Here is a 19,694-nt window from a genome sequence, read left to right as displayed (position 1 = left end):
CGCCGAAGGGGAAGCCGCGATCGAATTTTCGGACGGATATCGCCTCTATTTTCATCACGGGGTGAGACTGCCGGAAACATACGGTCGAGTCCATCCCCGCCAGTGGAAGTCCGAATGGTTGTTGGAAGAAGAAAATGCGGAATTGCGGCGGATACTGATCCGAGAAATTGGCTACGGGCGAATTTGCCAGGAATTGCGATCGGTGGAGTTGGACAGTTGGGAAGAATATACGTTATTGAGAATCGAAAGTCCCCGGGAAAATGAACCGATTGTTCTGTTGAAAATGACCGATCCGAGTACGGATTCGATTCACGCGCTGCGGGTGCCTCCCAACATGACTTCGGCGCGGGAGGCGATCCGGTGGGTGAATTGGGGGATCGATCCGGAAGACTTTGCAATTCAAACTTAGAAAAATGGCATCAATCCGACGTCAGACGAAATCTAAAATTGTGGTCGTCGAAAATGGCGCGCGATCGCGGACGGATCAGGTGACAACCGAAGAACCCCGGTAAATCCGCCTCCTTCCCCCCAAAAAACCGTCGCCATCACCCCGGCGGATGCCGGGGGCTGGTTTCCTGTACGGGGAGGGAATTATTGCCCGCCGGGACGATATCGCCAAAATGAGTTACTGTGTTGATCCGGAAATCGACGGGGAACAAGGGCAAAATATTGTCAATATCGAATTGCGATCGGGTTTGAACCCGGACTTCGCCTGCCTTGATCGCCACTTTTTGACCACCGGCGCCTGCAGCCTGTGCGGAAAGGCGAGTATCGAGGCGTTGAAGTGGCTCGGACATCGATTTCCGACGCCGGATTTTTGCACGGCCGGCGGTTCAATATCTACTCTGAACCGAAGCGAATTTCGCTCTGACATCGACCGCGATCGGCGCGGCAAAAGGAGCGGCGATCGGGTCGAAGTCGCCCCCCGAAAATCAAAATGTAATAAATTGTATCAATTCCAACAGTGAGATGGTACAATAGATCGTATCATGACAACGTCCGATCGTTTGGGAGTTGGGTGTTTTTTATGGATTACAAACAAGAATTAATCACTACAATTCACGACTTTGGCTGCGATCTGGAATTGCTCGAAGGTCGCCTAACCCAACTCAGTGAAGTGTCTCCGACCGCCGTCCTGATCCCGGCCCTGTACGAAGAACTCGAAAGGCCGGCGCTGACCCAAATTCGGGACTGTTTGCGAGGGTGCGACTTTGTCAAACACATCGTCGTCTGCGTGTACGCCAAAACCGCCCAACAGTACGCCCGGGCCGTGGAATTTTTTGAAGTCCTGCCCCAGCCGATTTGGGTGATTTGGGAAAACGGGCCGCGCGTCACCCAACTGATGGAGAAGTTGCGGGAAAAAGGGCTGGACCTGTTGAGTTTCAAAGGCAAAGGTCAGGCCGTCTGGCTGGGGTTGGGGGTGGCCACCCTCCACGCCGAAGCGATCGCCCTCCACGATGCCGACATCACCACCTACGACAAATCCTATCCCCTGAAACTGCTATTTCCCCTGGTGGAGAAAGAGCTGGGTCTGGCCTTCAACAAAGCCTACTACGCCCGCATCGGCGGCAACCCCCCCAGCTTCCACGGCCGGGTTGTCCGCCTGTTCGTCACCCCCCTGCTGACGGCCATGATGGACGTGTTCGGCTACCACAACTACCTCCGCTACCTCGGCGCCTACCGCTACCCCCTCTCGGGAGAATTCGCCCTCACCAACGACCTCGCCCTCAACACCCGCATCCCCGGCAACTGGGGGTTGGAGATCGGGCTGCTGGCAGAAGTGTACCGCAACGTGGCGGAAAAGCGGATCGCCCAGATCGATCTGGGGATTTTCGACCACAAACATCAAATCGTCGGAACCTCCAGCAACGAGGGGCTGCGGAAGATGTGCCGGGACATTTTCCGGTCGATCCTGAGAACCCTGGCCGAAACGGAACGGGTGACGATCGACCGGGAACACATCCACACCCTGCGGATCAAATTCCGCCGCGAAGCCCAGGACTACACCCGCCAGTATTTCGTGGATGCCCGGTTCAATAATTTACACTACGATCGCCACCAAGAAGAAATCACCGTCGAACTGTTTGAACAGGTGATCGCCGAGGCGGGAGAAGAATATTTCAGGAACCCGGCCGGGGCGCAAATTCCCGACTGGACGAGGGCTCTGGCCGTCATGCCCGCCCTACGGGAACAGTTGCGGGAGGCAACGCGGCGGGATATGGTGGACGCGAGGAAACTGCGATCGCAAACGCCAACGCCGATATTTTCCCCGGAATCTCCCCCCCTCCTCGAAACCGAACCCGTGCGAGTGCAGCAACACTGACAGGGCGCTTCGCGCCGGGAACGGGGATCAATTGATAACTGATAATTGATAATTATCAATTCTTCCCCACACCCCGATCGCGGACTGTCGCACCCACCAGATCGCCGTCAGGGGTTATTGTAAATAGAGAGGAAAATTGACGGACGCGATTTTGGGTCGCAAAGACTGCGCGATCGCCGAATTTTGGGTGACTGACAAAAGGAAGAGAATGTTTATTGCATCGGACAACACCACGATCTTTATCTTGCTGATAGCCCTGGGAATCCTGGGGTGGGGGTACTATCGCTCCCGGCCCTACGGAAAAGCCGGACTCCTCTCTTGGTTGCAGTCGGCCTCCCTGATGGCGCCGTGGCTGTTATTTTTCGGGCTGGCCGCCTTCGGCATCTATATCAACTTCGTCAGCATCCTGCTGCTGTTCGTCGCCTCCACCGGGCTCTACATTTACCTGGGGCGACGGATGCGGGCGATCGCGGACGAAGAAACCCCCGAGACCCCCCCCGCGCCCTCGGATGCCCCCCACGCCGCGGAAAACGAGTCCTCCCCCGGCGAAGCGGAAACCCGGACGACCCCCGAACCCGACGCGACACCGGCGCCGGAACCCGCCCCCATCCCCCCGGAAGATTTGAAAGTGATCCAGGGGATTTTCGGCATCGACACCTTTTTCGCCACCGAAACCTTCCCCTACCAAGACGGCGCCATCTTCAAAGGCAACCTCCGCAGCGACCCCGACGAGGCTTACAACCGCCTCTCCGCCAGCCTGGAAGACAAAATGGGCGATCGCTACCGCCTGTTTTTGATCGAAGATCCCGAGGGCAAACCCGTCGCGATCGTCCTCCCGAGTCGCAACGACCCCAAACCCACCACCGTCCCCCAAACGGTCCTCGCCCTGATTTTACTCGCCATCACCGTCGCCACCACTTTCCAAGCCGGGGGCCTGCTGATGGGATTCGACTTTTTCAGCGAACTGAACCGCTACCGGGAAATTCTGCCCATCGTCGTCGGGGTGGGGGCCGTCCTCGCCGCCCACGAAATCGCCCACCAGGTCATGGCCCGCCACTACGACGTCAAATTCAGCCTGCCCTTTTTCATCCCCACCGTCCAGATCGGCACCTTTGGCGCCTTCAACCGCTTCGAGTCGGCGATCCCCAACCGGCAGGTGTTGTTCGACGTCGCCCTGGCTGGACCCGCGGCGGGGGGCCTGCTGTCCCTGCTGATGCTGCTGGCGGGGTTGATCCTCTCCCACCAGGGCAGTCTGTTCCAAGTTCCCACAGCCTTTTTCCAAGGTTCGGTATTGGTGGGAACCCTAGCCAAGGCGATCCTGGGTTCGGCCTTGAATCAGACCATCGTTGACGTCCATCCCCTCACGATTATCGGCTGGTTGGGGTTGGTGATCACGGCGATCAACTTGATGCCCGCCGGACAACTCGACGGGGGCCGGATCATGCAGTCCATCTACGGCCGCAAGGTCGCCGGACGATCCACCTTCGCCACCTTTATCGTGCTGGCGATCGCATCTTTGGTCAATCCCCTCGCCCTGTACTGGGCGGCGGTGATCCTGATTTTGCAGCGCAATTTGGAACGCCCCAGCCTCAACGAACTCACCGAACCCGACGACACCCGGGCGGCGCTGGGACTGCTGGCGCTATTTCTGATGATCGCCACCCTGTTTCCCCTCACCCCCGCTTTGGCGAGTCGCTTGGGGATCGGGGGTTAGGCAATCCTTTTTATAATTGTTCCGGATCGATGCCCAATTCCCGCAACTTGGCAAAGGCGCGATCGCGTTCTTCGATAAATTCCTCCGGTTCCTTGAACGGTTCCCCGTCGGGATAGAATATAGCCAAACCGTCCTCGAACATCTCAAAGCGAATGTTGAGTGTGGGGGAAGTCCAGGGAAAATTCAGAGGAGTAACGGGGGTGAAATCCTGTGTCGGATCGGTTCGTACCCAGCCCCAGAAATCGCGGGAATCCGGATCGTAAAAAAACATTTCTAAAACGCCGTGCTGGGTATAAAATAACTGTTTATTCAGCATTTCTCTGGCGCTATTGCTGGGGGAAATAATCTCAAACACCACCTGGGGCGCGATGTCGTCCTCTTCCCACTGTTTGTAACTGCCCCTGTCTCCATCCGGGCGCCCCAAAGCCACCATCACATCCGGGGCGAGGCAGGGGGCGGGCGGCGTTTCCACCTGTATCGGATACCAGAGTAAATCCCCGGCGACAAAAGCCGTTTGTCCCTGCAATAACCGCTTCAAATTGGTGACGAGGCGGACAATCCAGCGATATTGAACGGTATTTTCGGCCATCGGCTTGCCGTCCGAGTCGGGGTAGAGAACTTGAGATGCGATCGGGCTTTTTATAACCATCGGTCGGATGATCTGATACTGAGGTTTATTATATAGCAGTTTCCGATCCAATGAGAGACGGAAGATCCCCCATTATCCCCCTTAAAAAGGGGGACTTTGAATGGGTCAGTGTACCCCATTGAATTGAAAATTGCTGTAGCATTTCCCAAACTGACGAGGTGAAACCTCCTCTGGCTCCCCCCTTCTTAAGGGGGGCGGGGGGGGATCGAAGAGAAATTTGAGGGAATTATCAATGCAAAACAGTTCACAAAAACCCATCAATCAAAGCCCCCAGAATTGGGGGTTTGGGGGCGAGAGTCAAAATTCAAAATTCAAGGGAAAAAAGCTAAGGGGAAAGAGTCTCCAAGGCGGGACAGACGACGCGGAAACCGAGGCTGTTGTAGAGGAAGTCCGGGACGTCCCAGGAGCGGTGGGCACAGCGACAGTTTTCAAGATTGTAAGACCACGAACCGCCGTGCAGCACCCGTTTGCGTTTATCACCCAATAATTTAACTATAAAATTAATGTATTGACTATAATAACTTTTATCACTCTTCTCATCCCACACCCGAGAATCTGAGGGTGCACCGTCATAGTGATCATGCCACGGGTCTGCACACCACTCCCAAACATTCCCGTGCATATCGTACAGACCAAAGGCATTCGCCACTTGGAACCTTCCCACCGGAGTGGTTCGGTTGCGACTTGCTGCCGTAGAATTTGCCAAATCGCCGGTCAGGGTATTTCCAAAGGCAAAAGCCGTTTTCGTTCCGGCACGGCAGGCATATTCCCATTCGGTTTCGCTGGGCAGGCGATAGCACCGATTCGTTTTGCGGGAGAGTCGAGCACAAAACTCGATCGCATCATACCATGAAACCCGTTCGACGGGAAGATCTTCCCCTTTAAAATAGGAAGGGTAGGGTTTGAGGTCGCGTTGAATCTTGGGTAAATTTGCAACCGCCCGCCACTGGGCTTGAGTCACCGGATATTTGCCCATCCAATAGCCCGACACCCGAACCTTGTGTCGCGGATACTCATCATTATATGAGCCGACTTCTCCTTCCTCCGAACCCATCCAAAATTCACCCCCCGGAACCCTCACCAATTCCAAATAAATGCCATCCCCCAAATCCTCAATTTCTATCGGCGGGGAATCAATCACGCGCAGCCAGACATTCCCTTCCCTATCCGTCTTTGCCGTCCGCATCGGCACATCCTCCCCCCACCGCTTCAGCAGCCAAGAAGCCGCCAACCTCACCTTCGTTTCTTCCCTCTCACTGTCCAGAAGTTTCCCCAGGTTATCCTTCGTCAAATAGGATTTATCAGCCGCGTCTTTTTCCAATCCTTGCTGATTTAAACTATCAACCTTCTTGTCTGTCAGATAATTACATAACTCTTGGTGCCAACTCGTCTCTAAAAATTCCCGCGCCAACGGCGAGAAGGATAACACCGTTGCGTATTCTTCCAAGACTTTTTCCCCGGCTTCCAGCCGCAATCCCTGCCACAAAAAATCCCCGGATTTGTCGTGTTTCCACCAATCTTCCGCATCCCGTTCCAACTGCTTCGCAAACTTCCGACTCTTCCGCGTCTCCGTCCGCCACGCATCCAACTGTTTCCACCCGGAAATCAACACTTCATGGGTCAAATCCACTTCACTCTCCCCCGCCACCAACAGGCGACCTTTCACCAACCCGCAGTCCCCATCAATCAATTCTGTCAACCGTTCCCGCTTTTCCCAGTCATCTCCGCCGATGGAGAAAATATCGGCTTTCAATTGGGGCAGCCTCGTCTCCTTTTCCCCCTCCCCAACTTGTAGCAGTTTCAAGAAAATTTTCTGGATTAAATCTTTCTCCATTTCCGAACGCCGGTCTTGGGGATTCTCTTCCTCATAATCCCGATAATGATAAACCTTGGTCGCGTGTTCATCCAGCGCCCCGGCCAGCCGACCAATCGCTTCATATCCCTCTAAAGTCAACTGTTTCCGTTTTTCATCCCGCCGTTCCCAAAGCCGCGTCAACGCAAACTCCAACAGCGGTAAAGTCGCCCGTTCTTTGGCTACATCTTGCAGGATTTCCCCCAACAGTCCCCCGGCTAATTCATAACCCTGCCGTCTCGCAGGTCTGACAATGACAGTTACTAAATTTTCTCTTTCCAGATAGGGCATAAAAACTGGATTTTCGATTAACTGACTCAAGTCTGCATCCTTCAAACACTCCGTCAAAAAATCAGACCGCAGGGTGACAACCACCGACAGGCGCGACTGAGTTTCCACCTGAGACAGCAGGTTGATGAACTGTTTCTGGTCGTCTTCGTTATCACAAAGCGTGAATAATTCCTCAAACTGGTCGATGACCAACAAAAAACGCTCCGTTCCGGGCAATCTTTCAATCAAACCCGGCAAGTTTGGCGGATTTTTTTTGATATAATCATTGAGCTTTTTCCGCTCTTTTATAGATTGATTAAAATAAGGATTGAAAACTGTTTTAATTTGATGCAGCGGCTGACTCCCCGGTCGAATAGTTGACAGGATATTCCAACCCTCCAATTCTTTAAACCGAGGCATGACCCCCGCCAAAACCACCGACGATTTGCCACTACCGGACTCCCCGATAACCGGAACAAAATTCCGCCGACTCAACTTCTGTTCGATTTCTTCGACCTTCCGAACCCGACCGAAGAAAAATTGCCGGGTTTCCTCCGTAAACGACTTCAACCCCTGATAGGGACAGATAACTTCACCCGTTTCATCCCTTAAAGGTTCCGCATCTGTTTCCCCTTCTTCTTCCGGACGTTCCTTATCCCCGGCAAACAAGAGTCCGTCCCGCAACCGCATCCACAAAACGGGCGCCCCAAAATCCCGACGGTTATGGGATTGATTGCCAATTGCCAACTGTTCCCGTCCCGCCTGCACCGCCACATCCACGGGTTTCCCCGCCGCCAATTTGCCATAAAAAGTTTTGACAAACTTCCACGCCTGGGGTTGAGAAATCGGATACCGGATGGCGACGGCGGCGGGAATGTGAGTCTCAACTAACGTCGCTGCGGTTCCCGTGAACGCCAATTCCTCCGACGGAGATGCCCCCTCGCAGGCTTGCAGGACGACCAATTTCACGCCTTTCACACCTCCTACCCGCAAAACATCGGACAGCGATTGGTCTGACAACCAGGATGTTTCGCCATCCGGCAAGTCTCCCAAGGCCAACGCCCCCTTTTTTCCTTGTCCTAAAAAATGCAAAATATGCGGGGATTTTTCCTTCAGCGTTTCGGACAATATCTCCGGTGTCGGGTTGTCTAACGTTTCAACTTCGACGCTATCCCCCAATTCACTCAATACTCGATTAACCAAACTGACAAAACCAACCGCTTCTAATTTTGAAAGCCGACCGCAAACGAACAAAACCCGCAGCGGCAAGTCTCGGACGGCATATCCCTCCAGGGGATTATTCAGCCAAGTTTGATAGCCGCAGGAGAGGGCGACGCGGGGATGGGTCGCCAAAAATGTATGATTATCATCGGGATAGCAAAGAAACTCCCAAGGCAGGTTAATAATCTGGCTGGCGAGTTCGGTGCGTTCATTCACTTCCTCAAAAACAATCCGAAACCGCAAAGATAAGGCATCATCACGAGTGATGAGCTTCCAAACTTCACTATGAAAGCTGCCATTTACGGGTTTAAGGAGGGCTGCAAACAGTAAATTTCCTAAATAAGTAAAGTCATCTCGTTCTTGAAATCTACCGTTGGTTAAGAAACGAAAACAGTGTTGGATATGCTTGAGCTGTTCTCTGTCAAATTGCCCTCGTGGCGACTCTTCCCCATTGACTTGAGGAACAATCTCGCCGTGATTTCGGATGGCTAAGGTATAGTTGATAAACTGATTCACCGATCGCGAATTTTTTTTGTATATTTGTATACTGAAAAAATACTTATCGATCTATCCAAAAGCACTTCTTGCCCTCACCCCCAGCCCCTCTCCCAATTCTGGGCGAGGGGAGAAATGTCCGGTTTAACCCGAAAATCTTTGATTTGCCCTCACCCCCAGCCCCTCTCCCAATTCTGGGCGAGGGGAGAAATATCCAGTCTAGCCCGAAAATTCTCGATAGTGCAACCCTTCACAGACCAATTGCGAGAATCCGGAAACCCAAAAGACAAAGTCCCCCAAAGTTGGGGGATTTAGGGGGCTTGAGTCTTAAAAGTCCCGATCTTGCATTCGCGCCTCGATTCCCGAGATTAATTGTTCCTCGGCAATGTGACAATTTTCCAGTGTCAAAGGATAGACATCGAGTTGCGGTGTAAAATCGACCCGTTCTTCCCACAGATTTTAAAGTCGTGCGATCGCCTTTTCTTTGAACTTATCGACTTCCGCTTCGGGGAATTCATCCCTCAATTATATATCAGAAAAACGGACAATTTCTATCGCTTTTTCGAGCCAGGCTCGGTCTTCAATCTTCATCATATCTGTCCTCCCGACTCCCTACTACAGGCTTGTGACTCAACAAATACGATCGCCCCGGATGAACCAAAAATTGATCCCGCACGGCGGCGCGTCCGAGCAGCATTCGGAACCCCATCACGTCCCGATTTGTCAGGGTCAATTCGATCGCCCATTTGTGCTCCTTGAGTTGGGCGGTGGTGAGGATGACGGTGCGCTCCTCCGCCTGCCCCCCGGAGTTGCGGACGTGGCGGCGATCGAGGACTTTTGCCCGGGCTTCCACCGTCTGGGTGGTGCTGCGCTGGATGGGGTGCATTTTGAAGCGCACCATCGGCTGTTCCCCTTCAAAAAAATGGTGGATGTCGAAGGCGTGGATCGCCGACGATCGCGCCCCCGTGTCGATTTTAGCTTTAATTGCAGTTACGCCCAAATCGGGAAGAGCCAGCCACTCGCGCCACCCGATTACATCGATTTTTTTTCGGTTCGGTTCGTTCAAAATTCTTGCCTATTTTTGACGACAATATAGCGCTACGCGCAATTCAAAATTCAAAATTCAAAATTCAAAACTTGATGACAAGGGCTGTTCGGCTTTTTGCAATATCCCGATCGATATGCGGAGTGCTATCGACCGGCGATCGCTTCATTCGATAGCATCGGCATTTCTGAGCCGTTCCACTACCTCCCGATGGCGGTTAAATTCGGCCAACATCAACGCCGTGTAACCGCCCCGATTTTTCAGGTTCACGTCCGCGCCGCGATCGACGAGCAATTGCACCGCTTCCCCGTGACCTGCGTAGGCGGCCCGCATCAGAGCCGTCGATCCGGTATCATCTCTGATATTAATATCGATGTCGGCCTCCAAAAGACGCTCCAAAATCTCCGTATTTCCCACTTCTGCCGCCGCCATCAAAGGCGTTTTATTTCCCTCCCCGGTCAAATTGATGTCGGCACCGCCCTCCAACAAGAGCTGCACCGCTTTCAAATCCCCCTGGCGGATCGCGAGGATCAGGATCGTTTCCTCGCCGATTTTGACGTTGAGGAGGGCATCCCGGCGATCGCGGGAGATGCGCGGGACCAGGAGCGCCACGATTTCGGCGTGTCCCTGGAGCGCGGCCACCATCAGCGGGGTATCGCCGAACCGGTTGACGGCGTGGACGTCGGCCCCCCAACCCAGCAGCAGTTTCGCCATGTCCGGATATCCCTCCAAAACCGCCAGGTGCAGGGCCGTCTCCCCGTCGCGATCGCACGCATAAATATCGGCCCCCGCTTTCAACAAGGTACTCGCGATCGTCAGGTCCCCGGCCGCCGCCGCCGCCATCAGGGCCGTTCCACCGTCCACATTTCGGGCGTTCGCGTCCGCCCCGGCTTGCAGCAACAGTTCCACCCCCTGCCAGTCCCCCCCGTCCGCGGCCAACATCAGCGGCGTCTCCCCCTCCGCGTTGCGGACGTTCGGGTTCGACCCCGCCTCCAGCCAGCTTTTCAGCGCTTCGGGATTGCCCGTCCGGGCCACTTGCAGCAGCAGTTGGGAATCGGTCCGGGCGTCGTCGGGAGTCGCCCCCGCCTCGATCAGATCTTCGGCGATATCGAGATGATTTTTGGAGAGCGCCAATTTCAACGCCGTGTCGCGATCGCGATCGGCCACATTCACCTCCGCCCCAGCCTCCAGCAACAGTTTCACCATCGAGCGATCGCCCTTCGACGCGGCCGCCATCAGGGCCGTGCTGCCGTCCTCATTGCGGGCGTTGACATCCGCCCCATTTTCGAGCAAAAAGCGGGCGCTATCAAGTTTCCGGTGCGCTGCAGCCGCCATCAGGGCCGTCATGTTGTGGTGCCGACTACTGTAATTGACCTCGGCTCCCCGATCCAGAAGCGATCGTAAAATATCCGTATATCCGGCCCGGGCCGCCAACATCAAAACCGTCGCGCCGTTGCGATCGCGGGCGTTGGCATTTCCCCCCTTGGCCAGCAGGGCGCGGGTATGAATGAGATTGCCGGTTTTGACGGCGCGAATTAAAGAACTGTCCCGCTGTGCTGTCGATCCCATGAAATCTGCTTTTCACCCCACTCGTCGGTTGGAGAACAGAACGACGATTCCCCCGGCGGAGGGGAAGCCGGCAGTTATGTCAATTGAATCTTCGCAGGATCTATCAAAAACCGTCAATCCCTTTTGTTGGGGTGTGGGATGTGGCCCTTCGACTCCGCTCAGGGCAAGGGGTGTGGGGATTTTAGATTTTAGATTTTAGATTTTAGATTTTCCCCTCCGCTCCCCTGCCTCCCCGACTCCCGACTCCCAACTCCCGACTCCCATCTTTAAACGGCTGATATACTAAGTTTTGTGAAGATCTGACGATATTACCATTCGGAGAATACTATGGAGCTTCCCATTCCAGAGTCGATCAAGCCTTACCTGAATTTTATCCACCCGGCGATCATGTGGGTTTTGCTGGCCCTCTCGTTTTACGCGCTGTACCTCGGGGTGCAGATCCGCCGCACCCGGGCCGCTGAGGGAGACGAGAAAAAGGAACTGATCAAAGGTAAATTTAATGTCAGGCACTATCAAGCCGGTTCGATCCTTCTGGCTTTGATGGTTCTCGGCGCCATCGGAGGAATGGCCGTCACCTACATCAACAATGGCAAATTGTTCGTCGGCCCCCACCTGCTGGCCGGTTTGGGGATGACGGGGTTGATCGCCGTTTCGGCATCCTTGAGTCCTTTGATGCAAAAGGGAGTCGATTGGGCACGATATAGCCACATCGCCCTGAATGTCGCTTTGTTGGGCCTCTTTGGCTGGCAGGCGTTGACGGGGATCGAAATTCTCCAGCGGATTCTCGAAAAAATGTAATCCCAAAAAAATGGGGGCGACTGAGTTCAGTCGTCCCCGCGTTTTCGATCGCATCTCCGCAGAGAATCGGAACATCCCTTCACCGTTTTTTGCCTTTGAGGGGGAAGGGCAGGTTGTGGGTGGTGTGGAAATCCATTTGAGTTTTGTAGCTGAGGCGGCGGGAAACTTGGTTGACGATGCGTTTCAGGAGGCCGTCGCCGGTTTTTTGGATCAGCGATCGCGACATCGACAGGATAAACTGGGGAAACTTCACGCCCACGGCCAGATCCAGGTGCCACTTGGCGCCGACGACGGTGGCCGGACAATCCTTCGGGTCGAGGCCGTATTTCTCGCACACCTGTTCGAGGGGCAGTTCCACCAATTTCATGATCGATTGAAAATCGACTTCGTAGCCCGGGGGGACGTAATCCGGGATGGGGGTGGTGCGGATGCGGTAGGTCCCGGTTTCGTCGGGGGGAACCAGTTCCAAACCGACTCGGGCTTCGACTTGGTAGCCGAAGGCCCCGAAGCGCCCGACGATCAGCGCGTAGGCGTTTTCCCCGATGGGTTCGGTTTTCATGGGTTGGGCACACCGACAGAACCAACCCCGGTGAGTTCCCAGATATTCGGCGACCGTATCGAGATCGGCAAACATCTCCATGCAGTCCTCGTACTGGGTATGGAACCAAATGGTTTCGGCGCGATCGCCCGATGCCTCACGATTTTGAGAATCTGAGGATTGCAGATCGAAAGGCTCGCGCAAGTAGGGATCGGATGCTGCCACAGGCTGAAGTTTGACCAAATCGTGCTGCATGATGGGTTCTCCTGGAATATGCCATGTGCCTCTATCTCTAGAATGCCTCGTGACAAGGTGAGACCGCTACAATGAATATACTGAAATTTTGAGAGTAGAATCGGACAAAATATAACATCTGTTTTAGCATAGGTGGGAGATATGAAGGCTTTTGTAGCAGGTGCGACCGGTCAGACGGGTCGCCGCATCGTCGAGGAACTCGTGAAGCGAGATATCCCCGTCCGCGCCCTGGTGCGGAATCTGGAGAAAGCGCAGGAAGTTTTGCCCCCGAATGTTGAGATTGTTGTCGGGGACGTGACCGAGCCGCAAAAGCTGCCCGATTCCATCGGTGACAGTACGGTTGTATTGTGTGCCACGGGTGCGACACCGAGTTTCGATTTCACCGCCCCCTACCGGGTGGACTGCGAGGGGACGAAGCATTTGGTGGATGTGGCCAAGGAAAAGGGGATCGAGCATTTCGTGTTCGTGTCTTCCCTGTGCACGTCCCAGTTTTTCCACCCCCTGAATCTGTTCTGGCTGATTTTGTTCTGGAAGAAGCAGGCGGAGGAGTATTTGCAAAAGAGCGGGTTGACTTATACCATCGTCAGGCCGGGGGGTCTGAAAAATGAGGAGAACGGATATCCGGTGGTGATGGAGTCGGCGGATCGGTTGTCCGACGGCAGTATTCCGCGATCGCAGGTGGCCCGGGTTTGCGTGGAGGCGTTGTTTGTTCCCGCGTCTCAGAATAAGATTGTGGAGGTGATTGCCAAACCGGAGGCGGCTGAGAAGTCCCCGGAACAGTTATTTGCCAGTGTCGCTTAATTGTAATGCACCCATCCAGACCCCGGCGGAGGCGCGATCGCATCGAGCAATCGGCCTCCGAGATCGATCCCCCCGTATTTGTCACCCGACCCCCGCGACCGACGCCGAGACGGCGGTTGCTCAAACCGCTGATTCTGGGATTTTTGATCCTGTATGGTCTGAGTTGGGGGTGGTCGAATCTCGTGACGCGATCGCCTTTAGGACAATTGGGGGGCGATCTTCGGGTCGAGGAACAGTGGCCCCCGCTGGTGATGCGGGGGGGCGACCCCTACATCCGGGCCCTGATGCGGACGATTTCGGCCAGCGAGTCCAACTATCCACACCCCTACCATGTTATCTACGGCGGGAAGTACGTCTGGGATCTGAGCCGCCACCCCGATCGCTGTGTTACGATCGTTGCCGGCCCGAATCGGGGGAGATGCACCACCGCGGCTGGACGGTATCAGTTTTTGACGACGACCTGGGAACAGATGGCCGATCGCTACCACCCAAAACCTGCTAGATTTTGGTATTGGCATCCCTATAGTTTTGATCCGGAATATCAAGATCTGGTGGTCTACCGCTGGCTGTTGGATGAGGCGTTTTGGGATGCGGACATTTCGGGGATGCTGCGGCGGGGGCAACTCGACGAGGTTTTGAAGTTGCTCTCGGGGACTTGGACGAGTTTGGGATACGGCATCGAGGATAATTTGATGACGAGTTCCTTACCCCGGGTTTACGAGCAAGTGTTGCGGGATGAATTGTACGGTTTTCAAAATTCCGGGGGTTTGGAAGAGGCCTATTTTCCCCCTAGCAACTAGATTGGCTCAAAAACCGAGCTTCGATTTGCGGCCCGCCCCGGATGGACTGGCGCAGCCAAGCGACTTCTAAATCGAGGATTTCAGCTTCGCTCAAGCCCCAGGTTTGGGGGGGTTGCTCCCGCAGTCGGGTGGTGGTTTCGTAGAGGCAGAGGGCGACGCTAACGGAGATGTTGAAGCTTTCGCTGAAGCCGAACATGGGAATTTTGACGAAGCGATCGGCCCGGGAAATGGCGCCGTCGGAGAGTCCGGTGAGTTCGGTGCCGAACATCAGGGCGATTTTGCGATCGAGGGGGAGGTCGTGAATGGAGATGTCGTCGGTGTGGGGGGTGGTGGCGACGAGGAGATATCCTTGTTTTTTGAGGGAATTGAGGCAGGTTTCGGTATTGTTAATGTCGGGTCGATTGTAGCGGTGCAGGGTCAGCCAGCGATCGGACCCGACGCTGACTTCCCGGTTGAGGTCGAAGCGGTTGCGATTTTCGATGATGTGGACGTCCTGGATGCCGAAGCTGTCGCAACTTCTCAGGCAGGCGCTGGCGTTGTGGGGTTGGTAGAGGTCTTCGAGGACGACGGCGATCTGGCGGGTGCGCTCGCGCAGGATGGTTTGGATTTTGCGCGATCGCTCCGGGGTGGCGAATTCTTGCAGGTGGTTGATGAGCGATCGTTTCTGTTCCGGGTTCATGGGGGTGCGATCGGGCTGCTTTTGTCGATTATACTGGCTCGGGGTGCGATCGCGAGCGCCACTACCCCTGGCGTTGCGGAAACCTGGCGGGCGTTGATTTTGTCAATAGAGCCTTCGAGGGCTGGTCTGTGTGCTTCATTGTTGGACATCAAAAAACTTGCCGAATGCATTTAAGCGTTTTTGTAATCCCTCAATTTTGAATCCGACAAAACGTTGAAGTCGGTCTGCAGACAGGGCGGTTTGACGTTTGAGAAAAAACCGTTTCCGATGTAGCACCGGATTAGAACACCATCTGTGATAGGCGGGAACGGCCACATCTGTCAGAAACTCGATCCATTCTTGAGTTAAGATATTCGGCTGAGTTTCGTATGCTCGCCGTCTGCCATTTTCGACCATCGATTGGCGGAACAGCACATCGTCTCTAAGTTTCTTGAGGGCCGCCAGGGCTTCTTCTACTGTTGTAACTTCCAAATAATCCAAGTGACTTTTCCGTTCGGCTTGATAGGCAGACTCCCATCCTAAAATGGCGGGAACGCCCCCATGCCAAGCATTGAAAAGCTTGGTGGCCGGTTTCCAGGCAAAATTATCGGTACATTCAAACTGACGGACGGCAATCATTACATCTATGTCGCCAAAGTCCTTCCAGCCTTATCCTCGTTTTCCCGGTCCTCTAAAAGACCAGTTCAATCCCAACTCCTTGATGCTCCGTTTCCAGAAATCAGTTTTGAACTCGGGAGCCAAGGAGCGACCCACACCTAAAAATACGACCTCAGACGAACTGAGTGATATATATATTCTATATTTTTTGTTATTTTCCGGACAATTTTATCAAAAATAGAAGAATTTGAATTTTCAATTTTTTTCTGAACTTCAAAATACATTTTTTTCGCTTCCGGGTCGGATTGTCCTTTTGCTATCCTGACTTTTTCGATGCGATCGTCAAAAAAATCGATTCCTTCCATCGTATCATGTCGAATGGGAAAACCAACTTTTGCAGCCGCCAGCCCGATGGCATAAGCGGGGTGCTTGTGGTGTTGATGTAGTTCGGCGTACAGTGCGAGTTTTTGCCATTGCTCTAAAAACTCAATTTCTTTGCCCCCATCACGAGTCACCACAAATAAAAATTCATTGACAAACGTAATCGGATCTTTTTCCAAGTCCAAGCCGATTTTTTTTGCCATATCTTTGTAAAAATTAAACTCTTTAACCAAAGTTAGCCTCGGGGGATTGGTTTTGTCAAGTCGCCCTCGAATATGCTTCATCATGCTCGTACAACTTCGAGCCGTTATTCCGGGGAACCAGGACAGATTGTCTGGTATGAGAGCGCAGATACGTATATCTGCATCTAAATACATACAAGAGTTGAACTTTGACAAAGCATTTGCGATCGCAAATCTCCGTTCGTGGTAACACAAAACTCCTTGCCTTTTATGACCAAAGATCAGAACATCATTATTTTTGATGTCACTAAAATCCCCCGGTCTATCTGTCAATAATATGAAAGGAGTTCCGGGAGCGTATTTCTGACAATCTTGAATCAAATTTTTGACGAGATTTCGGTAGACTTTGCCGGCGGCAAAGGTACAAAAGCAAAAGTCTCTATTTTGTAGTTTCATACGATACTTTAACCTCTAATAACATCAATATTCAGATACCTTATCTAACAGATAAGAACTAGAATAGCCACTGCGTCAACTTCCATTGAATCTGACCGTTTTTTCTGCCCTCTCAATTTTGATGCTAAACTTCAGAATAAGTAATTGGCAAATACACTTCAAAAGCGCTCCCCAACTATTTTTTTGATGGTCTGCCATAAATTGCTTTTCGTTTTGGGCTGTAAGGACTCATCATCCGGCATGGGTTCGTCCAAATACCGATAATATTTCCAGATCTCCCAGTAAGGACAACCGGGTTTGATGCGAATTCCCGCCCAGTGCAAGTATTCCAGTGGTTGATTGACGTTAGGATCGACGATTTGACGCTCTCCTGTCACCTGAAAATGCTTGCTACCCGCCCAGCTTCCCGGCGCCCCCCCAGGCCGACGGACGATGTTGAAGCGACGCGGGATTTTTTTCAAAATCATATAGTTGATGATCGGTTGATCTGACGTTTTTTGAGAAAAGTCGAAATATTCGGGGTGGGCGGCACATTCGGAAAACGTTTCATATAAAGTTTCTTCCGAAATCAAATTTTTACGCGCCCCCCAAAATCCGCCGTTGAACAGATCTTGAATGTCACTTTCTTCGAGGACACCATCTGCAAATATTTTGGGGGTGAACACATTGGTGATTCCCCCCTTATGCTGATAGTCGTAACAAATAAAATCGGACTCATCCAAATAATTGGTCGTCTCGATGATCTTGTCAAATACGACAATGTCCGTATCGATATAAATAAATTTTTCAAACGGACCGAACCAGCAAGCCTGTTTGCGAAATTGATTGGGTCGGGCGAAAAACCCCTCGCCAAAGATTTGGTATAACTGGTTGGACAGGCGGTCTATAAATTCCAGATCTTGATAGATTTCGACGCCGTAGGATTCGGTCAATATCGAGGCAATTTTTTGATAGTTATCGTCGTAGGGGATCAAAACAACCGGTGTCTCGCTGTCGTACATCCGGATGCTCTTCATAAGTGCGATCGCCTGTTCGATCACCTTGTCATTCGCCGTGATATAAATGCCGCGACTCATAGAATTGTCCTCATCAGTTGAAAGTTGACTTAAATTGATTCAAAGCTCGTCGGAATAAATTTGGGGGGCGCTTGTACGGTTCGGGTTGGGAGTCAAATCGAGGTCGTTTTTCCGGTTCGTGTAAATAGCGATAATAGAGGAAGGTCTCTCGATAGGGAAAATCGAGGTTTTCTCCGGCACAGACCCGGGCAAAAATCTTGGAAGATACGCCGATATAGTGCAGGTAGGTCAGACGTTTTCCGCCGTCGTAAACGAGATGATCTTTTTCTTGGAAGTGGGCGGAAGTGACGCTATTTCCCGTTTTTTCGTCGGCGGGCAAGCTCCGGGCCAAATTGCACACCTTGAGATCCGACCTCATCACCATATAATTGAGCACCGTTTGATCGGGAGCCATCAAATATAAAATTTCGGCTTCGCCCGCTTCGAGCTGATGCAGCAGTTGCTCTCTTTTCTGCTCTTCAAATATTCTTTTCGATGTGGCATAAAATCCAGAACAAAAGATCTCCGACTCGATGCGATCGGGCGAAAAGACTTCCCCCAATTTGTTTGAAGACAGGTCGTAAACGTGGCCGGGATCTTTAAATTGAAAGTCGTAAACGACCCAATCGCTGCGCTCTAACTGCCGAAAAATGGGCACCGCCGGCGACAGAAGTAAGGCGTCGGCATCCATGTAGATAAACCGGTCGAAAGGCCCGTCAAAAGCGCAGTAGCGGCGATGAGTCCCGACCCGATGATAAGGTTCGTAGCCCCGCTGCGCCCAAGTTTGGCGGGCCGAGGGGTGGGCGTCCCAAACTTGGCGGGCGAAACGGTCCCAGCGTTCTATGGATTCGCGATCGCCATAAAGCTGCACTTGAGGGCGGCGGTTAATTTCCGCGGCGATCCGCTCCGTATTATCATCGTAGGGATAAACGCAAACCGGTATATCAGCCCCCTGATTGGCTTCGATACTATTTAAGAGGGCGACGAGCTGATCGTAAACTTTATCATTGGCTAAGGTACAAATTCCATCCATTATTTCAACCCACTAAGCAACAAATTCTGACAGCCAGTTGAGGAGGTTCAACTTGTGCAAAATAATCTGTCGAGCTTCGGCGATCGCGGGCCATGCCTGATGCCAGCGATCGGGGTCAGAAATGACCTCTTTCACGTAGGAGATGCCCTTTTCATCCAAACTCGGCAATCTTAAAAAACTGCCGGGGGGCAACAACTTGTCAGCCGCCGGCCCCCCGTAATAAATCGGCAAACACCAGGCCAGCAAAGAGTCCCACAATTTTTCACTCACATACAGGTCATTTTCGGCATAATTTTCGATCGCCAGATTGTAGTAATAGGGAGCCATTCCATGCCATTTATTGCTGAGAGAACCGCCCGATTGGGACCAGTCGGGCAAGTTCCGCCCGTAGATATCAATGTCCATCTCCGATTTAATTTGTCGCAGAAAGTCGAGGCGTCGCTGGTGATTTAAAGTGCGGTTGATACCGGATGTGATCCAAGAACAGGCTTTAGTTTTGGCGGGAGCTTCGAGAGTATCCAGTTCGCGAAATGAGTTGCTGTGATACCAAATGGCGGGCATATAGTCCGGCACGGGAGCGAAATCATCCGGCCCGGATATATACCCGCAATAATTCTGGGCTTGTTCGTAATTGACCTTGTTGATTTCCCGAATTTCTTCCAGGGGAGGTTCCCGCAATAAATAAATGATTCGCTCTTTCGGAACCCCCCGAAGCTTTTCGGGCAGGCTCGGTTCTTCGGGTTGGGGCTGCGGTTTGAGGATCTGCTTCAACTGCTGACGTAAAGTCGGACTCTTTTTCGGCTTCTTGCGGGCAAAATCGAATTGGTAAAGGAGAAGGTAATCGGGGCGAGGGTGATTGGCTTGCATGATGATATTTCCCCATTTGCCAAAGCTGTGAGGAGTTTGCTTCCACAGCCAATCGCTTTGATTGAGCTGCGGATAGCTGGTTAACATTCCGATAATTTTTTCGCTCACTTGACT

Annotated in this window: 18 protein-coding genes; 7 read left to right on the top strand and 11 right to left on the bottom strand. The window is 52.8% G+C overall.

Annotation, left to right across the window (positions count from 1 at the left end; all coding sequences use genetic code 11):
• From LKE08_RS12705 to LKE08_RS12690, 4 genes are all read left to right on the top strand, one after another.
• Nucleotides 1-409: DUF6745 domain-containing protein (locus LKE08_RS12705; RefSeq protein WP_375341422.1), on the top strand; the 409-nt coding region annotated here is incomplete at its 5' end.
• A 211-nt stretch (nucleotides 410-620) separates the two neighbouring features.
• The gene (locus tag LKE08_RS12700; RefSeq protein WP_324704597.1) at nucleotides 621-968 is read left to right on the top strand and encodes a hypothetical protein; all 348 of its coding nucleotides are present in this window, start codon (nucleotides 621-623) and stop codon (nucleotides 966-968) included.
• A gap of 59 nt (nucleotides 969-1,027) precedes the next feature.
• Nucleotides 1,028-2,323 (top strand): glucosyl-3-phosphoglycerate synthase, encoded by a 1,296-nt coding sequence (locus LKE08_RS12695; protein WP_324704596.1) that lies wholly within the window; start codon nucleotides 1,028-1,030, stop codon nucleotides 2,321-2,323.
• A gap of 208 nt (nucleotides 2,324-2,531) precedes the next feature.
• A complete protein-coding gene (locus LKE08_RS12690; protein WP_324704595.1) occupies nucleotides 2,532-4,037 on the top strand; it encodes a site-2 protease family protein in 1,506 nt (501 codons plus the stop codon).
• Nucleotides 4,038-4,047: 10 nt separating this feature from the next.
• Here LKE08_RS12690 and LKE08_RS12685 read toward each other — a convergent pair whose 3' ends face one another.
• The 4 genes from LKE08_RS12685 to LKE08_RS12665 form a co-directional block, all read right to left on the bottom strand.
• Complete coding sequence (locus LKE08_RS12685) at nucleotides 4,048-4,686, bottom strand: Uma2 family endonuclease (RefSeq protein ID WP_324704594.1); 639 nt, start codon at nucleotides 4,684-4,686, stop codon at nucleotides 4,048-4,050.
• A gap of 325 nt (nucleotides 4,687-5,011) precedes the next feature.
• Nucleotides 5,012-8,245: an SUMF1/EgtB/PvdO family nonheme iron enzyme gene (locus LKE08_RS29290; protein ID WP_375341421.1), complete on the bottom strand. Its 3,234-nt coding sequence runs from the start codon at nucleotides 8,243-8,245 to the stop codon at nucleotides 5,012-5,014.
• An 859-nt stretch (nucleotides 8,246-9,104) separates the two neighbouring features.
• Nucleotides 9,105-9,590, bottom strand: coding sequence for an ATP-dependent zinc protease (locus LKE08_RS12670; protein WP_375341420.1), 486 nt, complete (start codon nucleotides 9,588-9,590; stop codon nucleotides 9,105-9,107).
• A 144-nt stretch (nucleotides 9,591-9,734) separates the two neighbouring features.
• The gene (locus LKE08_RS12665; protein ID WP_324704593.1) at nucleotides 9,735-11,138 is read right to left on the bottom strand and encodes an ankyrin repeat domain-containing protein; all 1,404 of its coding nucleotides are present in this window, start codon (nucleotides 11,136-11,138) and stop codon (nucleotides 9,735-9,737) included.
• 327 nt (nucleotides 11,139-11,465) lie between these two features.
• Here LKE08_RS12665 and LKE08_RS12660 point away from each other — a divergent pair, with 327 nt between their 5' ends.
• The gene (locus LKE08_RS12660) at nucleotides 11,466-11,936 is read left to right on the top strand and encodes a DUF4079 domain-containing protein (RefSeq protein ID WP_324704592.1); all 471 of its coding nucleotides are present in this window, start codon (nucleotides 11,466-11,468) and stop codon (nucleotides 11,934-11,936) included.
• A 79-nt stretch (nucleotides 11,937-12,015) separates the two neighbouring features.
• Here the strand turns inward: LKE08_RS12660 and LKE08_RS12655 are convergent, their stop codons facing one another.
• The gene (locus tag LKE08_RS12655; protein WP_324704591.1) at nucleotides 12,016-12,729 is read right to left on the bottom strand and encodes a DUF1997 domain-containing protein; all 714 of its coding nucleotides are present in this window, start codon (nucleotides 12,727-12,729) and stop codon (nucleotides 12,016-12,018) included.
• 141 nt (nucleotides 12,730-12,870) lie between these two features.
• On the opposite strand from LKE08_RS12655, the gene LKE08_RS12650 reads away from it, so the two are divergent.
• Together LKE08_RS12650 and LKE08_RS12645 are read left to right on the top strand one after the other, a co-directional pair.
• Complete coding sequence (locus LKE08_RS12650) at nucleotides 12,871-13,530, top strand: NAD(P)H-binding protein (RefSeq protein ID WP_324704590.1); 660 nt, start codon at nucleotides 12,871-12,873, stop codon at nucleotides 13,528-13,530.
• A 5-nt stretch (nucleotides 13,531-13,535) separates the two neighbouring features.
• Entirely contained in the window at nucleotides 13,536-14,330 is a 795-nt protein-coding gene (locus LKE08_RS12645; RefSeq protein ID WP_324704589.1) for a glycoside hydrolase family protein, read from the top strand.
• Here LKE08_RS12645 and LKE08_RS12640 read toward each other — a convergent pair.
• The 6 genes from LKE08_RS12640 to LKE08_RS12615 all read right to left on the bottom strand — a co-directional run bounded on the left by LKE08_RS12640 (nucleotide 14,320) and on the right by LKE08_RS12615 (nucleotide 19,688).
• Nucleotides 14,320-15,009 (bottom strand): RNA methyltransferase, encoded by a 690-nt coding sequence (locus LKE08_RS12640; protein WP_324704588.1) that lies wholly within the window; start codon nucleotides 15,007-15,009, stop codon nucleotides 14,320-14,322. The two genes, LKE08_RS12645 and LKE08_RS12640, sit on opposite strands and share 11 nt — an antisense overlap.
• 135 nt (nucleotides 15,010-15,144) lie before the next feature.
• Entirely contained in the window at nucleotides 15,145-15,627 is a 483-nt protein-coding gene (locus tag LKE08_RS12635) for a hypothetical protein (RefSeq protein WP_324704587.1), read from the bottom strand.
• A 137-nt stretch (nucleotides 15,628-15,764) separates the two neighbouring features.
• Complete coding sequence (locus tag LKE08_RS12630; RefSeq protein WP_324704586.1) at nucleotides 15,765-16,625, bottom strand: hypothetical protein; 861 nt, start codon at nucleotides 16,623-16,625, stop codon at nucleotides 15,765-15,767.
• 158 nt (nucleotides 16,626-16,783) lie between these two features.
• Nucleotides 16,784-17,701, bottom strand: a complete 918-nt coding sequence (locus LKE08_RS12625) for an Npun_R2821/Npun_R2822 family protein (protein ID WP_324704585.1) — start codon at nucleotides 17,699-17,701, stop codon at nucleotides 16,784-16,786.
• A 13-nt stretch (nucleotides 17,702-17,714) separates the two neighbouring features.
• Complete coding sequence (locus tag LKE08_RS12620) at nucleotides 17,715-18,713, bottom strand: Npun_R2821/Npun_R2822 family protein (RefSeq protein WP_324704584.1); 999 nt, start codon at nucleotides 18,711-18,713, stop codon at nucleotides 17,715-17,717.
• A 12-nt stretch (nucleotides 18,714-18,725) separates the two neighbouring features.
• Nucleotides 18,726-19,688 (bottom strand): glycosyltransferase family 10 domain-containing protein, encoded by a 963-nt coding sequence (locus tag LKE08_RS12615; protein ID WP_324704583.1) that lies wholly within the window; start codon nucleotides 19,686-19,688, stop codon nucleotides 18,726-18,728.
• Between the last annotated feature and the right edge of the window lie 6 nt (nucleotides 19,689-19,694).

Origin of the sequence: Lyngbya sp. CCY1209 (assembly GCF_035615495.1) — a bacterium.
Taxonomy (GTDB): domain Bacteria; phylum Cyanobacteriota; class Cyanobacteriia; order Cyanobacteriales; family Microcoleaceae; genus Limnospira.
Note: the sequence above shows the minus strand (reverse complement) of the source record. Positions and strands in the feature narration are given on the sequence as shown.

Excerpts from the sequence above, each read along its gene's own strand:
- LKE08_RS12660 (WP_324704592.1), top strand. The coding sequence starts at position 11,466 with ATGGAGCTTCCCATTCCAGAGTCGATCAAGCCTTACCTGAATTTTATC.
- LKE08_RS12650 (WP_324704590.1), top strand. The coding sequence starts at position 12,871 with ATGAAGGCTTTTGTAGCAGGTGCGACCGGTCAGACGGGTCGCCGCATC.
- LKE08_RS12665 (WP_324704593.1), bottom strand. The coding sequence starts at position 11,138 with ATGGGATCGACAGCACAGCGGGACAGTTCTTTAATTCGCGCCGTCAAA.
- LKE08_RS12620 (WP_324704584.1), bottom strand. The coding sequence starts at position 18,713 with ATGGATGGAATTTGTACCTTAGCCAATGATAAAGTTTACGATCAGCTC.
- LKE08_RS12640 (WP_324704588.1), bottom strand. The coding sequence starts at position 15,009 with ATGAACCCGGAACAGAAACGATCGCTCATCAACCACCTGCAAGAATTC.
- LKE08_RS12645 (WP_324704589.1), top strand. The coding sequence starts at position 13,536 with ATGCACCCATCCAGACCCCGGCGGAGGCGCGATCGCATCGAGCAATCG.
- LKE08_RS12630 (WP_324704586.1), bottom strand. The coding sequence starts at position 16,625 with ATGAAACTACAAAATAGAGACTTTTGCTTTTGTACCTTTGCCGCCGGC.
- LKE08_RS12625 (WP_324704585.1), bottom strand. The coding sequence starts at position 17,701 with ATGAGTCGCGGCATTTATATCACGGCGAATGACAAGGTGATCGAACAG.
- LKE08_RS12655 (WP_324704591.1), bottom strand. The coding sequence starts at position 12,729 with ATGCAGCACGATTTGGTCAAACTTCAGCCTGTGGCAGCATCCGATCCC.
- LKE08_RS12685 (WP_324704594.1), bottom strand. The coding sequence starts at position 4,686 with ATGGTTATAAAAAGCCCGATCGCATCTCAAGTTCTCTACCCCGACTCG.
- LKE08_RS12635 (WP_324704587.1), bottom strand. The coding sequence starts at position 15,627 with ATGATTGCCGTCCGTCAGTTTGAATGTACCGATAATTTTGCCTGGAAA.
- LKE08_RS12690 (WP_324704595.1), top strand. The coding sequence starts at position 2,532 with ATGTTTATTGCATCGGACAACACCACGATCTTTATCTTGCTGATAGCC.
- LKE08_RS12695 (WP_324704596.1), top strand. The coding sequence starts at position 1,028 with ATGGATTACAAACAAGAATTAATCACTACAATTCACGACTTTGGCTGC.
- LKE08_RS12700 (WP_324704597.1), top strand. The coding sequence starts at position 621 with ATGAGTTACTGTGTTGATCCGGAAATCGACGGGGAACAAGGGCAAAAT.